The organism is Nocardia sp. 852002-20019_SCH5090214 (genome assembly GCF_001665865.1).
In the GTDB taxonomy this organism is placed as follows: domain Bacteria; phylum Actinomycetota; class Actinomycetes; order Mycobacteriales; family Mycobacteriaceae; genus Nocardia; species Nocardia nova.
Genome location: NZ_LZMK01000117.1, coordinates 17,458 through 32,770 on the forward strand (window position 1 = coordinate 17,458; position 15,313 = coordinate 32,770).

Genomic DNA, 15,313 nt, shown 5'->3' on the forward strand with positions numbered 1-15,313 from the left:
CCAGCCACGCCGGGGTAGCCCCGCCAGGACCAGGCCACGGCCGGTCTCCCCGCCGCACTCGCCACGCCGCACGGTGGATGCATGACCGACACCACCCACACCCTCATCATCGGCGGCAGCTCCGGCATGGGCCTCGCCCTGGCCGAACGACTCCTGGCAGCCGGACATCGAGTCACCATCGCCGCCCGCGACACCGACCGCCTGACCGCCGCGACCGCAGGGCTCGGCTATCCTGACCAGCTCCGCTCACAGCGCGTCGACATCGCCGAAGAAGCTTCCATCGCAGCACTTTTCGACACCGTAGGCGCGGTCGATCACATCGTCGTCACCGCCGCCGACATGCGCCACGGATACGGCCCGCTCACCGAGCTGCCCGCGCGCGACGCGCGGACCGTCCTCGACATCAAAGTGCTCGGGCCGTGGCTGGTCGCCAAGTACGCGGCAGATCGCGTCCGTAACTCCATCACCGTCACCTCCGGAATCGCGGCCTACCGTCCCGCACCCGGCGGCTCGGTCGTGGCCACCGCCAATGCCGCTCTGGAGGGCCTGGTCCGAGCGCTGGCGCTGGAATTGGCTCCGATCCGGGTCAACGCCGTCTCCCCCGGCTGGGTCGACACCCCGATCTGGGACGACTTCGCCGGCCCCGACAAACACGCCCGGCTCACCGCGATGGCCGCCCGACTGCCCGCCGGCCGCGTCGGCCGTCCCGCCGATATCGCGGCCGCGTTCCACGCCGTCCTCGACAACGACTTCATGACCGGCGAAGTCCTGCACGTCGAAGGCGGACACCGGCTGGTCTGACGAACCACCCCGCACATGGCGGCGCCCCGCACCACCGGCCATCGGCACCGCTTCCGCGGTGCTGAACGGACGGGATATGCGGGGCGCGCGCCCTGCCGATCAGGCCAGCTGAGCCGAGACGATCGTGATCGGCTCGACCGGCACATCCTGATGCCCGGCCTTGGAGCCCGTGCGGACACCCTCGATCGAATCCACGACGGCGTTACCGTCGACGACCCGCCCGAAGACCGCGTAACCCCAGCCGTCCTGACCCGGGTAGTTCAGGAAGTCGTTGTCGGCGGTGTTGATGAAGAACTGGGCACTGGCCGAATGCGGATCCGCCGTACGCGCCATCGCGACGGTGTACTTGTCGTTGCGCAGCCCGTTCTTGGCCTCGTTCTGCACCCGGTTGGGCGCCGGCTTCTGTTGCATATCGGCGGTCAGACCGCCGCCCTGCACCATGAAACCCGGAATCACACGGTGGAAGATCGTCCCGTCGTAGTGGCCGGACTTGACGTAGTCCACGAAGTTCGCGACCGTTTGCGGCGCCTTCGTCTCGTCCAATTCGAGGGTGATGTCCCCGGCTGATGTGTTGAGCAACACTGTGGTCATCCGGTCATCGTATGGCAGCCGCCTGCACCCGGCGGACAACCCCTCATCTCGGGCGTACGAATAGGCCTCGGTCGTCCTGTGCTGTTTTTAGTTTCTGTTACGTGAGCTGGAAGTCTGCGGCGCGCTTCAATGAGACACATAGTTAGATGCGCATATCTCCATCACATATTGTTTTATCGCGTCGCAATGCCGGCCGCCACCTCCTCGAGCGCCGGGGCATTCGACCGCGAGGACGGCCGAAACGGATTCAGGCCTCGTACAACTCCAGCGGCAAGTCGTCCGGGTCGAAGAAGAAACCGAAACGGCGACCGGTGAATTCGTCGACCCGGACCTCCTCCACGACCACTCCCCGACCCCGCAGCTCCGCCAGGCCCGCGGCGACGTCTTCGACGACGAAGGCGAGATGACGCAGCCCGCACGCCTCGGGCCGCGACGGCCGTGTCGGCGGATCCGGGAACGAGAAGAGCTCCAGTTGGGCGCCGTCCGGCAGTGCGAGATCGAGCTTCCACGAACGCCGTTCGACCCGGTAGTGCTCCGCCACCACCCGCAGCCCTAGCACCTCGGTATAGAACGTTTTCGATCTCTGATAGTCCGCCGCGATGATCGCCGCGTGGTGAATCCTCCGCAACTCCATCGCCCGACCGTAGCCAGTCCTCGAGGCTGCGGTTGTGGACGGTGAGCAGCGTGTGTCGATGACATACGACATGGCGACTTTACATGCGTAGATGCGCATACGTCCATAACAATATGTTCGTGCCGCCGACCACGCCGGCCCCGCTCACCGGCCGCCTCGGAAGACGCTGCCGCGCACAGGCTTTCACAGTGCGGACAGTGCCTCTTCCGCGGCAGCGATGGCTTGTTCCCGGTATCCCCCACCGAACAGCACGACATGCACCAGCAACGGATACAGCTGATGCAGTGCGATCCGCTGTTCCGCGCCGGGCGCGAGGGGGAAGCGCTCCCGGTATGCCCCCAGGATGTGGCCGAGATGCGGCGCGCCGAACAGCCGCAACATGGCCAGGTCCGTCTCGCGATGACCGCCGTGGGCGGCCGGGTCGATGAGCCGCACACCGCGCTCGGTCCACAGCACATTGCCCGACCACAGATCGCCGTGAATGCGGCACGGCGGCTCCGCTGGGCCGGCCAGATCGCCGATCCCGCCGATCACCCGCTCGACGAGCCGAGTTCCGTCGCGTCCCAGAACGGATGCGGCGGCGGACAACAGCGGTTGCAGTCGATACCGGGCGTACCAGGGCCCCCACTCCCCCGCGACCATCGCGTTGTCCTGCGGAACCGTGGCGATACAGCCCGCCCATGGCGCGCCGTACCGGTCGACGGTGTGCGCGTGCAGTTCGGCAAGCGCTGCACCGAACTGCTCTGCGGCAGCACGGCTGGGCGTCACCGAACTCAACCACGGCAAGACCAGAGTGCGCTCGTCGGCGGCCAGTACCTGCGGGATCAGGTCCGCGGCGTCGGCCTCGCGCAACCAGCGCAGGCCCGCGGCCTCGGCGGTCAAGGCATGGTCCGCGGTCGAACCCGGTTCGCCCACAGCACTTTTCACGAAGGCATCGCGGCCGTCGGCGAGCCGCACGCGATACAAGGTCCAGGCATGCCCGCGTCCGGCGGTGCGCTCGGACACCACCGGTACGCCCAGCAAGGACTCCAGATGTGTCGACAGCTCGCTCACGAGCCGTAGACCGTCTGCCAGATCGCCCGCCCGAGCGCTCGGGCCAACTGTTCGTCGTCCACCGGATTCCCGGCCGCGAAGGTGAAGTCGATGGCACGCTCGACCATGCAGGTCAGGGCGATGGCGGTGGCCTCGACCTCCAGATCGGCGGAAATCCGGCCCGCCGCGCGCTCCCGGTCCAGCCGCCCGCGGACGATTTCGGTGAAGCGCTGGACCCGCTCCTGCCAGTAGCGGCCCACATCGCGGTCGTAGCCCGCCACCTCGGTGAGCGCGCGCAGGACGCGATGGTGTGCCCGGGTGCCCGCGATCATCAGCCGCATGGCCGTGACGACCCCCGCCTCTCCGTCGAGATGGTCTGCGGCCCACCACAGTTCGGCCGTTCGGAACTGATCGTCGGTGGCGAGGTCGGCCATCCGGATCAACAGCCGGCTCTTGTCGGGGAAATAGCGATAGAAGGTGGAGCGGGCGATGTCGGCCTCGGCGGCGATCCGGGCCACCGGAAGTTCGGTGTAGGTGACGCCGGTATCCAGCAGCCGGTCCACGGCGGAGAGCACCCGCCGCTCGACCGCATCGCGCCGTTCGTCGCGCTCACGAGACCGCGAGCCGGGGCGGGTCAGCGACGCCATGTCGTGGGTTCGTCGAGGACGGCCATGGGCACATTGTCGCTCGAGTCACGAGACAACGCAGGTGACCACCGGTGGAAATCGCCGGAAGATGTGGGCGTCATCCTGGGAAAAGTCTGTGATAACAGCCACAAACGGCAGTTCAGTCGAGTTTCGCTCCATTGCGAGCCTCGCGAGAAAGCATCACTCGCACTGAAGGTTTCAGTTGTCCTGCCGACAGCCGGGCGAACGTGGTGAACAGGAACTGAATGAATGAACTCCGGGCGTTCACTGTCCGTTAGCTGGCCTGGTCTGTGATTCGTTCGTCCCTGAACCACTCTGTCTCGAGGTTCCGCAAAAATGATGATGAGGAAATTCGCCGCGACCGCCGCCATGCTGGTCGCCGCCGTCGGCGTCGCGGCCGGTACCGCGAACGCAGACCCCGCCGCCCCCGCCGCGCCCGAAAGCGTCCACTACAAGGCCAGCGTCGTCGACGACAGCAAAGCGGTCATCAAGACCGACAGTGGCTCGATCGTCAACGAAGACGGCATGCTGAAGATCAAGGCCGCCAACGGCACCGTACTCGCCGGCACCCCGCTGAACTTCCGGGTCAACGACTTCGAGTTCCCGATCGCCGCCGACATCTCCGGCAACACCGCCACCCTGACCCCTCAGCTGGATCTGCAGCACGCGGTCTACAAGCCGGTCGCCCTGCCCTTCGAGGACTCCGCTCCCTGGAAAACCCCCTACGACCGCGAGACCGCCGCGTTCAACCGGCTGAAGGACACCATCGGCACCGGTGCCACCATCGGTGCCCTCACCGGTGCCATCGGTGGCGCGGTCATCGGCTGCGTCGCGGGCGCTGCCATCGGCCTCGTCGCCACCGGTGCGCTGGCCACCCTGTTCGGCCTCGGCCCGCTCGGCGGATGTGTCGCCGGCGCCGCCGCCGTCGGCTTCCTGGGCGTGCTCGCCGGACAGATCTTCATCACCGCCCCGGTCGCCATCGGCGCCGCGATCCAGTACTTCGCCACCATCAACGCCCCGTTCAAGCCGGCGCCGAGCAAGTAACAAGTAAATCCGCTGCCGGACTACGCGACGGTGCCCTCACAGCGTTTGCTGTGAGGGCACCGTCGTCATTACCGAGGGTGATTCCATTTACACATCGGTGCGGGCGAGTTGCAGGATAAAAGCGGCCGGACGCGGGTATCCGGCACAGATCGAAGCACTCTTCGGCACGGGATCGATCCCGTCAACGTGAGGCCAGGTGTTATGGCAGGTTCTCCCGCGAAGCCAGCGCCCGTTGGGGACCCGCCCATCGCCGTTCCCGACCGTGTCCAGGTGCGCGGCGCGCGGGAGCACAATCTCGCCGACGTCGATGTCGACATACCCCGCGACGCGCTGGTCGTATTCACCGGCGTCTCGGGGTCGGGGAAATCGTCGCTGGCTTTCGGCACGTTGTTCGCGGAATCCCAGCGCCGATATCTGGAGTCGGTGGCCCCGTACGCGCGCCGCCTCATCGATCAGGTGGGCGTACCCGACGTCGATTCGATCGAGGGGATGCCGCCGGCGGTCGCTCTGCAACAACACCGCGCCGGCGGTAGTGCCCGCTCCTCCGTCGGCAGTGTGACGACGTTGTCCAGCCTGGTCCGCATGCTGTATTCGCGAGCCGGTAACTACCCCGCGAAGCAACCGATGCTCTACGCCGAGGACTTCTCACCGAACACCGTGCAAGGCGCCTGTCCCACCTGTCACGGAATCGGCCGCGTGTACGAGGTGCCCGAGAAGCTGATGGTGCCCGATCCGTCGCTGACGATCCGGGAACGAGCCATCGCCTCTTGGCCACCGGCGTGGCACGGTCAGAACCTCCGCGACATCCTGGTCTCGCTCGGATACGACGTGGACCGGCCGTGGCGAGATCTGCCGAAGAAGGACCGCGACTGGATCCTCTACACCGACGAGCATCCCACGGTGCCGGTGTACGCGGGCTTCACTCCGGCGCAGACGCGGCGCGCGCTGAAGCAGCAGATGGAGCCCAGCTATCAGGGCACGTTCACCGGTGCGCGCCGGTATGTCCTCGACACCTTCGCGAACACCAAGAGCGCCTCGGTGAAGAAGCGGGTGTCCCGGTTCATCAGCAGTGCGGTGTGCACCACCTGCGACGGCAAACTGCTCAAACCGGAAGCCCTGTCGGTGACGTTCGAAGGGCTCGACATCGCCGAATTCTCCGCACTTCCCCTGGGCCGCCTCGCCGAACTGTTGTCGTCGGTACTCGCCGAGAACTGGCACCCGACCGGAACCGGCTCCGACGCCGTACTCGACGAGACGACCCGCCGAGCGGCGGTCGACAAGCGTGTCGCGGCCGGCGGTTCGGCGCACGATGCGGCCCCGGACGTGCGCAGCACGCCGAACATGTCGGTCGAAAAACGCGCTGCCGCACAGCGTTTGGTCGCCGAACTATTGGAACGGCTGCGGCCCGTCACCGACCTGGGCCTGGGCTATCTGTCTTTGGACCGCAGCACACCGACCCTGTCGTCCGGCGAGTTGCAGCGCGTGCGGCTGGCGACGCAACTGTCCTCACAGCTCTTCGGAGTCGTGTACGTCCTCGACGAACCGTCGGCAGGGCTGCACCCGCGCGACCGCGACGCCCTGCTGGTCATCCTGGAGGGTCTGAAGCGGCGCGGCAACAGCGTTTTCGTCGTCGAGCATTCACTCGACGTCGTTCGCGCCGCCGACTGGCTGATCGATCTCGGGCCCGGCGCCGGCGAGAGCGGCGGCCGGATTCTGCACAGCGGACCGCCCGAAGGCTTGGCGGAGGTCGGCGAGTCGGCGACCCGTCGCTACCTGTTCGGTCACGAACGGCCCGCACGCCGGCCGCCGCGGCGCGCGGAGGAATGGGTGCGACTGAAGAAGGTGCGCCGCAACAATTTACGCGACGTGTCGGTGTCGTTTCCGCTGCAGTGCCTGACCGCTGTCACAGGCGTGTCCGGCTCCGGGAAGTCGAGCCTGGTCAGTCAGGCGTTACCGGCTCTCATCGGTGAGTATCTGGGGCATCCGGTCGGCGCGCCCGCCGACGACACCGGAGACGATTTGCTGCTGTCGGACGACTCGCAGGCCGTCGACGGCACGATCGTTGGCGGAGTCGGCGATCTTCGCCGGGTGGTGTGCATCGATCAGAAACCGATCGGGCGCACTCCCCGATCGAACGTCGCCACCTACACCGGAATGTTCGACCACATCCGCCGCCGTTTCGCCGCCACACCGAAGGCGCGGCGCCGACGCTACAACGCGGGCCGATTCTCGTTCAACGTCGCCTCCGGGCGGTGCCCCACCTGTGAGGGCGAAGGCTGGGTGATGGTCGAATTGCTCTTCCTGCCCAGCGTTTACACTCCGTGCCCGGACTGCCACGGCACCCGCTATCAAGCGAGCACACTCGAAATCACTTGGCACGGCCGCAATATCGCCGAGGTTCTCGAGATGAGCGTCGACGAGGCGCGGGCGTTCTTCGAGGGTGACACCGACATCCTCCGCTCACTGACCGTATTGGACGACGTCGGACTGGGCTACCTCCGGCTGGGGCAGCCGGCGACCGAACTGTCCGGTGGCGAGGCCCAACGGGTCAAACTCGCCACCGAACTGCAGCGCGCACATCGCGGCGACGCCCTGTACCTCCTCGACGAACCCACCTCGGGATTACATCCGGCCGATACCGACCGGCTGATGCTGCACCTGCAGAAACTGGTGGACGCGGGCAATACGGTCGTGGTCGCCGAACTGGACATGCGTGTGGTGGTCCAGGCCGACCATGTCATCGACCTCGGCCCCGGCGCCGGCAACGAGGGCGGTCGCGTCGTCACCACCGGCACCCCGGCCGAGGCGGCCACCGATCCGCACAGCGCAACCGCTCCCTACCTCGCGGCGGCGCTGCGCTGACACCGGTCGGGACTGCGGACGAGCCGATCAGCGTGACTGCGGTCTCGGCCGAACCAGGTGAAAGTCACTGTCTGCGTTCGGATTCTTGTCGGTGGCTCTCGGTAACGTCCGGCATGTGAACCAACCCCGCACCGGAACAGAGCCCTCGGCGCCGTTTCCGGCCTTATCGCCGCAATCCGGCCGTCCGGTGCTGATCACGGGCGCATCGGGCAGAATTGGCTCGGGCGTGGTGGCCGCGTTGCTCGCGGCGGGTGCACCCGTTCGCGCGGCCTACCGGGATCCCGCACGCACCGCCGCGATGAGGGAATCCGGCCACAACGCGGTCACCGTCGACTACACGCGCCCTGCCACCCTGCCCGCCGCGATGGCGGGCGTCGGCACCCTCTTCCTGGTCACCGCCACTACCGCGACGCAGACTCGGGACGAACTCGCCCTGGTCGAAGAGGCGTACAGAGCCGGCGTCGAACGGGTCGTCAAGGTGTCTTTGTGGCGGGCCGACGAACGCCTCACTCCCCTCGCCGACCTGCATCGGCCGGTGGAGGAGGCCATCGAACGCTCCGGATTGCGGTGGACCTTCTTGCGGCCGAACTTCTTCATGCAGAACTTCGCGCAGATGGCGGCGTCGATCGCCGAGCACGGAGTGATCGCACGCCCGGGAGGTTCGGCGCCCATCAGCTACGTCGACGCCCGTGACGTTGCCGGTGTCGCCGCACATGTCCTCACCACCGGCGGCCACGACGGCCGGATCTATGCCCTCACCGGTCCCCGCGCTCTCACCTACGACGAGGTGGCCGACGTCTTCTCGGATGTTCTGCGCAAGCCCGTGCGATACCACGCACAAACCGCGACGGAAGCACGTGACGGCCTGCTCGCCGCCGGCGTTCCGGCATTCATGGCAGAAGCCTTGGTCCGGGTGAGCACCGTCTACGGCGACGGCGGAGCCGATTCGGTGCTGTCGACCGTTACCGACCTGACCGGTGACGCGCCGAGAAGCTTCGAGCAGTTCGTTCGCGACCATCGCCGGCTCTTCGGCTAACTACTCGCCGGCGAATCTCGAAACATTTGGCGGCACAACAGGTTCGACCCCCATCGGCCACTTCGGGCGCCGCACATTTCAGACGACAACCCGGTAATCGTGATCGCGATGCGGGGTGCCGGGAGCGGGGCGGCCGAGCATGGTGGCGGCAGCGGCGCACCAGTACTCGAGCAGTATCGGGTCGCCGTGGCCGCGGCGAATAGGGGCGCTGAATGCCAGGCCGCGGGCGACCTCGACCGTCAGCATCGACACCTTGGGATAGTCGGGATGGGCGGCCAATTCAGCGCCGAACAATTCGGCCAGTTGCTCACGCAGCCGGCCGCCGATGCGCTCCACGACCGGAACCAGGGTCTCGTGCAGCGTGGGATTGGTGCGGGCCGCCGCCCACAACTCCATCTCGGCCAGAAAATCGGGGCCCGAGAACAGTTCTCGCACCGCGACGATGGCGGCGGTCAAGCGATCCCCGGGCGGTTCGGCGCGAAACTTCGCGATCATCTCCTCGGCCCGCGCGGCGCGCCGGGCGACGAGTTCCTCGACCGTCGCGGCCAGCAGATCCTCCCGGGTCCGGAACTGGTGCAGCATCGATCCGCGAGACAGCCCGCTGGTCTCCTGCACGGCACGGGTGGTCAGGGCTGTGTATCCGCCGGTCGTCAGCAGCGTGATCGCCGCGTCGATCACCGCCGCGCGAGCGCGTTCTCCTCGTGTTCGGTCCGGCACGGTCGCTTCCTATCGACTTCGGGGCATTGACAGGTGTGAACTGAATCACCCATCATGCTACTAGTCCAAGTGGACTAGTTCTGTCGAACGGGCTACTTCCGGTCCTCGTGACGAGACCCGGGAAGCGAAAGGGCGATCAGTTGGCCACCAGCACCGAGGCGCATATGCACATCAGCCGAACCGGCTCCGGCACACCGGAATTGCTGCGAGACTTCGTCACCGGATGGGCGGCCGAACGGCCCGAAGGGATCGCGATCGACTACGGCGACCAGCGCTGGACCTGGGCACAGTGGAACGACCGCATCGACCGCGCCGCCCGCGGTCTCGCCGCCGCCGGAATCGGCCGTGGTGACCGCATCGGTTTCCTGGACAAGAACCATCCGGCCGGGCTCGAGTTGCTGTTCGCGGCAGCCGCACTGGGCGCCGGGCTCGCCATCTTCAACTGGCGCCTGGCGGGCGACGAACTGGCGTACGTCCTCGACGACAGCGAGGCACGAATTCTCTTCTTGGGCAGCGCATTCCGCACGACTGCCGAGCAGGCACGTGGCGCGGCGCACCGGCTGGAACGCATCATCACCATCGACGACGAGTACGAGGACTTCCTCGCCGCCGCGAGCGGTGATGCCGAACTCGGCACGGCGGCAACGGAATCGGATGTCGCGCTGGTGATCTACAGCTCCGGCACCACCGGCCGGCCCAAAGGCGTCCTGCTGAGCCAGCGTGCACTCGTCGCCCATACCGTCTGCGTCGGAACCAAGTTCCCGTTCACCGACGGCGACCGGAATCTGGTCGCGATGCCGATGTTCCACGTCGGCGGCGTCTGCTACGCACTGTTCGGCATCCGCGCGGGCGTACACAGCATCATGACGCGCGAACCCACACCCGCCGCGCTGATCACCGCACTGCTGGCCGGGGCGACGCACACGTTCTTCGTGCCGCCGGTGATCGCCGGATTCCTCGCCGCGGGCGATGCGGCCGTCGACGCGTTGTCGCAGCTGCGCTACCTCGGCTACGGCGCCGCGCCCATGCCGCTCCCACTCCTGCGCCGAACCCTCGACGCCCTCCCCGACGTGCGCTTCGTCCAGGTCTACGGGCAAACCGAGGTATCCGGCGTGGCCACCACGCTGGACCCCGGCGACCATCGCGGGCCGAATGCGGACCGGCGCCTGCTGTCGGCAGGACGGCCGGTACCCGGCGTCACTGTCCGCATCGCCGACATCACCACCGGCGCCGAGGTTCCCGTCGGCGAGGAGGGTGAAATCTGGTTGCACACCGACCAGCGCATGACCGGATATCTGAACCGCCCCGACGCCACCGCGGAGACCATCGTGGACGGCTGGGTCCGCACCGGCGATATCGGCCGGGTCGACTCCGACGGCTACCTCTACGTCGAGGACCGGCTCAAGGACATGATCATCACCGGTGGCGAGAACGTGTACGGACCCGAGGTCGAGCGGGTCCTGCTGGCACATCCCTCCGTCACCGACGCGGCGATCATCGGGGTACCCGACGAGGTCTGGGGCGAATCGGTGCTCGCGATCCTCGTCTCCGACGGTGACGCCGACGACATCCAGCGGTTCTGCCGCGAACATCTGGCCGGATACAAATGCCCCAGGCAATTCCGTTTCGTCGACGCGCTGCCTCGCAATGCCAGCGGCAAAATCCTCAAACGCGAACTGCGAGCGCCCTATTGGGCCGATCACGATCGAAAGATCTGAGGTCCCTGAGCTCCCGGCGCGTCTCACCCGGCGCGGTTGCGGCGCCAGAGGGCACCGCTCAGCACGGTGGCGAAGCCGCACCACGCCGGATAGGCCGCCAGCAGGAGGCCTGCACGGTCCACCTCGGCCGTGCGGCGGGTGAGATCGGCACTGCTCAGCGTCAGGGCGGCCGCCACGGCCGTGGCCGCGCCGAGACGGTGTGCGCGGAAGAACACCCAGCTCCAGCTCGCATTGAGGGTCAGGTTGAGCAGCAGGGCGGTGCGGAGGCGTCGCTGCTGGGCCGGATCGGCGCGGTTGAGCGCCCGGGCGGTCGTGGCGGCGATATCGACGTAGAGGGTTGTCCACGCGACCGGGAAGACCGCGGGCGGCGGCTGGAAAGGTGGCTTCTCCAGGCGCTGATACCACTGCGAGCCGGTCGTGGTCGCCGCCGAGCCGGCCGTCGCGGCGGCGGCGGTGGCCGGGAACGTCCACCACGATTGTCTCCACCGGCTCGAATCCATTCGCCGCGTGCACGTTCCGATCACGGGAGACTCCTTTCGTCGCGGGGCCGGGTGCTGCGGGCCGGGCAGCGATCGACCGGCAAGGCCCGCAGAGCTGTCACGCGAGGGCTCCGCGGCCAGGGCGAGCCGGCAGCGCGGTCGGTCCCCTGCTCGGCCTACCCATACTTCGCTGCCGATAACGGGTCACGGCGACTGCTGCGGCTGGGCAAGGTCGGCGGGCAGGTGGCGACATGTACTGACCGAACATGGCCCTGCGGCGTACGGTCCGGCACCGGATCCGGCCCGATGTGCAGACCCGCGCGGACATCGCCGAGCATCTCGACCTGGCGCTGTGCGTTACACCAGGCCGATCGCCAGAACGATCACGCCGAGCAGCGGCGGCACGAGTTGTTTGAGGGCCGCACTCGCCTTGTCGGGGCTGGACAGAAGCAGGACCAGGCCGGCGGCGGTCATCGAACCGGCGCCGGTGAACACCAGGGTGGCGCCGATCGTCTTCTCGCCCACCGCGAAGAAGACGGTGCCGGTGATCACGCAGAGGGCCAGGAACAGGTTGTAGAAGCCCTGATTGAACGCCAGCGGTCTGGTCGTCTCCGCCTCGGCCGCCGAGGAGACTCCGAAGATGGCTCGTGTCTTCGGACTCGTCCACGCCACCGATTCGAGATAGAAGATGTAGATGTGAATCACGGCCGCGAGGCACGCGAGGATGAGACCTGCTGTCGTCACCGAACACCTCCGTGAACGTCGTCGCGCGATATAACCACGCGGCGGACGGAACGTGTCGGCGACACGTCGGAATGTTGCGGTGGACACCCCCGGCCCGACCTGCGAATGCGCCGCAACGCGTGCTTCGACGTGCCCTCACCTGCCGAACACCGCTCAGCGCATGCGATTTCGCGCACCGGACGACGGGTGCTGCGGCGGCGCCGTAGCGGGAGCCCGGTGCGCCCCGGCCGACGCGTGTCCCGGCGAGTCGCAGCGGCCGTTACACTCGGTGACCTTGCGAGGTTGAGACCACAGCCGCGCGCGGCACCGCGAACTACGCCGAGTATCGCGGTGTTCGTCATGCGCGAGTGTGCCTGCACATATCCGCTGCGCGTCACGATTCATACTCGTAGGGGCGGACCCGGATGCCGCGAGTGTAGGGAAGGGTGAACACGTGGGATACGAAGGCCACAGCGGCTGCACCGCCGAGGTGATCTCGGTCGGCGGCCTCTGGGTGGTGGTCGCCGCCGGTGAGGTCGATTCGCATACCGCCCCGCGGCTGGACACCGCCGTCCAGCAGGCCGTGACTCGGCAACCGGGACAGCTCATCGTCGATCTGTCCGCGGTCGAGTTCTTCGACTCCTCCGGGATGAATGTGCTGGTACGCGCGCTGCGACAGGCGGGCCGGGTGCTGGTGGTGGCGCCGCGGCCGGTGCGGCGAGTCGTGGAGGTCACCGGCCTGTCGACGGTATTCGCACTCTTCGACGACGTCGATGCCGCCGTCGCGAGCGCTGTCTCCCACACGAACGGCTGATATCCCATGCGTCACCCCGAAGGTATGCGTCACCCCGACAGCCCACGCCGTCCCGAAGGCGCAGCTCACAAGGCCGCGACCGGCGGCGGACAGCGATCGCTCGAGGACCTGCACATCGAATTCCGGGCCCGGTCCGAGGAACTGCAGCGGGTGCGGGCCCTGCTGCGCGCCTGGCTCGCGGGGACGAGCCTCGGACCGGATCGCGCGTACGACCTCCTGCTGGCCGTCAACGAGGCCTGTTCGAATTCGGTCGAGCACGGACATCGCGGTGACGGCCGGACCGTCGTGCTGCACGCGTCGGCCGCCCATTCGATCCGCATCGCCGTCTCCGACAGCGGGACCTGGCGCGCGCCGCGGGCGGACGAGGAAATCGATCGCGGTCGCGGCCTGCCGATGATGAACGCCCTCATGCCCGGCACCCGCGTCGTCTCGGGCGCCGACGGGACGACGGTGGAATTCGTGGTCTCGCCCGCCGCCGAATCCCGTTCGGATTCCGACACCGGGCAGTGGCCCCGGCGCAGCTCCGCGGACCAGCCGTGACATCGGTTTCGGCTGCGGCGCAGCGGGTTTCACTCGCCCGATCGGATGTGAGGAGCTCGCCGTGCCCGAATCTGTGGTGAGTGACGTCGACCGATGGTCGGCGGTACCGCATCCGGCCGTGGTGGTCGATGGCGCGGGCACGGTGGTCGCGCTGAGCGGGCAAGCGGCCGCCCTGTTTCCCGACGCGGTCGTGGGCGAACCGCTGCACCGTGCGGTGCCGCCCTGGTTGTCCACCGCACACGAGGAGACGGCCGCCTCGGGCATCGCGCCGTCGCCCGCCTCGGTATCCGGGCGGGTTGGCGGGCGCGAACTGCACGCGGTCGCCTCCCTCGGCGCCGACGGGACGCTCGTCTGGTGGCTGCTCGGCGACACCGCGGCCTCGCTGCAGGAGAGCCGCTCGGAACTGGAGCAGGAACGCGAACGCACCGCATTCCTGTCGCAGGCCTCCGAGCGGCTGCTGGCCTCGCTGAACGTGGACCGATGCCTGGAGACGACCGTCCGGCTGGCCGCCCGCCACCTCGCCGACGCCGCGGTGGTCGTCACTCCCCCGGCCGGGCGGGCGCTGTCGGTCGTCTCCTGTGACGAGCACGGTGTGGTGCGGGTGAACGTCGTCGAGGAGGACCCCGACGCGGTGGCCGGGCTGAGCGAGGCGCTGCGCGGCTTCCCGCCCATTCCCTCGCAGTGGCTGGACCCCGCGGCGGTGCCGGTGTGGTTGCTGCCGCCCGGTTTCGAGCACGGCACGGGCTCGGTGATCGTGACTCCGCTTCCCGGCCACGGGGTTTCGGCGGGTGCGCTGGTCCTGCTGCGGCGTTCCGGCGAGCGGAGCTTCGACGAGCGCGACGAGATCTTCGCCCAGTTGTTCGCCGGTCGCGCCGGAATCGCGTTGTCGGCGGCACGGCTGTACGCCGAGCAGACCAGTATCACCGCGATCCTGATGCGCGAGCTGCTGCCACCGCAACTGCACCACGTCCACGGCATCGAACTGGCCGGCGCCTACCGGGCTTCGGAGAATCACGAAATCATCGGCGGCGACTTCTACGACGTACATCGCGCGGCGGCACCGGACGGGGAAACCCTCGTCGTCCTCGGCGACGTCTGCGGCAAGGGTCTCGAGGCCGCCGTCCTGACCGGCAAAATCCGCAACACGGTGCACGCGCTGGTGCCGATGGCCGACGATCACCAGCGCATGCTCACCCTGCTGAACAACGCGCTGATGTCCTCGCGGCACGACCGGTTCGCCACGCTGGTGCTGGCATCGGCGGTGCGTCGGGAAGGACGGGTGCAGCTGCGGCTGACCTCCGCCGGGCATCCGCCGCCGTTGATCGTCCGGGCCGACGGGAGCGTCGACATGGCCGAGACGCGGGGACAGTTGGTCGGCGCGCTGCCCGAGATCAGCGCCACGACGTTCCGCACCTCGCTCGCGCCCGGCGAAACCTGCCTGCTCTACACCGACGGTGTGACCGAGGCTCGCGGCGGACCGCTGGGCCGACGCATGTTCGGTGAGGAGCGTCTGACCGCCGCGCTGGCGCAGTGCGCGAATATGCCCGCGGAGGCGGTGGTCGAGCGTATTCACATGCTCACCACCCAGTGGGTCGGCCGCAACGAGCACGACGACATCGCGGTCGTCGCGATCAGCGCGCCGCGAACCTCGGATACCGTCCTCGCGTGACCGCTA

15 protein-coding genes are annotated in these 15,313 nt (G+C 68.0%); 8 read left to right on the forward strand and 7 right to left on the reverse strand.

Annotated elements, in window-relative coordinates; translation table 11 throughout:
• Positions 1-81: 81 nt before the first annotated feature.
• The gene (locus A5780_RS09580; protein WP_064908244.1) at positions 82-801 is read left to right on the forward strand and encodes an SDR family oxidoreductase; all 720 of its coding nucleotides are present in this window, start codon (positions 82-84) and stop codon (positions 799-801) included.
• A 99-nt stretch (positions 802-900) separates the two neighbouring features.
• Here A5780_RS09580 and A5780_RS09585 read toward each other — a convergent pair whose 3' ends face one another.
• The 4 genes from A5780_RS09585 to A5780_RS09600 form a co-directional block, all read right to left on the reverse strand.
• Positions 901-1,392, reverse strand: a complete 492-nt coding sequence (locus A5780_RS09585) for a peptidylprolyl isomerase (RefSeq protein ID WP_030516987.1) — start codon at positions 1,390-1,392, stop codon at positions 901-903.
• A gap of 247 nt (positions 1,393-1,639) precedes the next feature.
• Positions 1,640-2,026 carry a VOC family protein gene (locus tag A5780_RS09590; RefSeq protein WP_064908245.1) on the reverse strand — a complete coding sequence of 129 codons (387 nt, stop codon included), beginning with the start codon at positions 2,024-2,026 and terminating at the stop codon, positions 1,640-1,642.
• Positions 2,027-2,209: 183 nt separating this feature from the next.
• Entirely contained in the window at positions 2,210-3,079 is an 870-nt protein-coding gene (locus tag A5780_RS09595) for a fructosamine kinase family protein (protein ID WP_082976368.1), read from the reverse strand.
• Positions 3,076-3,705 carry a TetR/AcrR family transcriptional regulator gene (locus A5780_RS09600; protein ID WP_063016191.1) on the reverse strand — a complete coding sequence of 210 codons (630 nt, stop codon included), beginning with the start codon at positions 3,703-3,705 and terminating at the stop codon, positions 3,076-3,078. Before A5780_RS09600 ends, A5780_RS09595 begins: the two co-directional genes overlap by 4 nt.
• Before the next feature lie 336 nt (positions 3,706-4,041).
• Between A5780_RS09600 and A5780_RS09605 the strand changes: the two genes are divergently transcribed.
• The 3 genes from A5780_RS09605 (at position 4,042) to A5780_RS09615 (ending at position 8,647) form a co-directional block, all read left to right on the forward strand.
• Positions 4,042-4,749, forward strand: a complete 708-nt coding sequence (locus tag A5780_RS09605; protein WP_063016193.1) for a hypothetical protein — start codon at positions 4,042-4,044, stop codon at positions 4,747-4,749.
• Between the two features lie 201 nt (positions 4,750-4,950).
• The gene (locus A5780_RS09610; RefSeq protein ID WP_197521711.1) at positions 4,951-7,611 is read left to right on the forward strand and encodes an excinuclease ABC subunit UvrA; all 2,661 of its coding nucleotides are present in this window, start codon (positions 4,951-4,953) and stop codon (positions 7,609-7,611) included.
• A 115-nt stretch (positions 7,612-7,726) separates the two neighbouring features.
• Entirely contained in the window at positions 7,727-8,647 is a 921-nt protein-coding gene (locus tag A5780_RS09615; protein ID WP_082976369.1) for an SDR family oxidoreductase, read from the forward strand.
• Between the two features lie 78 nt (positions 8,648-8,725).
• Here A5780_RS09615 and A5780_RS09620 read toward each other — a convergent pair whose 3' ends face one another.
• Positions 8,726-9,364, reverse strand: coding sequence for a TetR/AcrR family transcriptional regulator (locus A5780_RS09620; protein ID WP_082940694.1), 639 nt, complete (start codon positions 9,362-9,364; stop codon positions 8,726-8,728).
• Positions 9,365-9,528: 164 nt separating this feature from the next.
• Between A5780_RS09620 and A5780_RS09625 the strand changes: the two genes are divergently transcribed.
• On the forward strand, positions 9,529-11,082 hold the full coding sequence (locus A5780_RS09625; RefSeq protein WP_064908263.1) for an AMP-binding protein: 1,554 nt from the start codon (positions 9,529-9,531) through the stop codon (positions 11,080-11,082).
• Positions 11,083-11,105: 23 nt separating this feature from the next.
• On the opposite strand, the gene A5780_RS09630 is transcribed toward A5780_RS09625, so the two are convergent.
• Positions 11,106-11,606, reverse strand: coding sequence for a TspO/MBR family protein (locus A5780_RS09630; protein ID WP_369829514.1), 501 nt, complete (start codon positions 11,604-11,606; stop codon positions 11,106-11,108).
• A gap of 312 nt (positions 11,607-11,918) precedes the next feature.
• Complete coding sequence (locus A5780_RS09635) at positions 11,919-12,305, reverse strand: DUF1304 domain-containing protein (protein ID WP_063016200.1); 387 nt, start codon at positions 12,303-12,305, stop codon at positions 11,919-11,921.
• A gap of 433 nt (positions 12,306-12,738) precedes the next feature.
• Here A5780_RS09635 and A5780_RS09640 point away from each other — a divergent pair, with 433 nt between their 5' ends.
• The 3 genes from A5780_RS09640 (at position 12,739) to A5780_RS09650 (ending at position 15,307) form a co-directional block, all read left to right on the forward strand.
• Positions 12,739-13,098, forward strand: coding sequence for an STAS domain-containing protein (locus tag A5780_RS09640; RefSeq protein ID WP_197516605.1), 360 nt, complete (start codon positions 12,739-12,741; stop codon positions 13,096-13,098).
• 6 nt (positions 13,099-13,104) lie between these two features.
• Positions 13,105-13,638: an ATP-binding protein gene (locus A5780_RS09645; RefSeq protein WP_082857228.1), complete on the forward strand. Its 534-nt coding sequence runs from the start codon at positions 13,105-13,107 to the stop codon at positions 13,636-13,638.
• 61 nt (positions 13,639-13,699) lie between these two features.
• Entirely contained in the window at positions 13,700-15,307 is a 1,608-nt protein-coding gene (locus A5780_RS09650) for a PP2C family protein-serine/threonine phosphatase (protein ID WP_064908248.1), read from the forward strand.
• Positions 15,308-15,313: the final 6 nt, after the last annotated feature.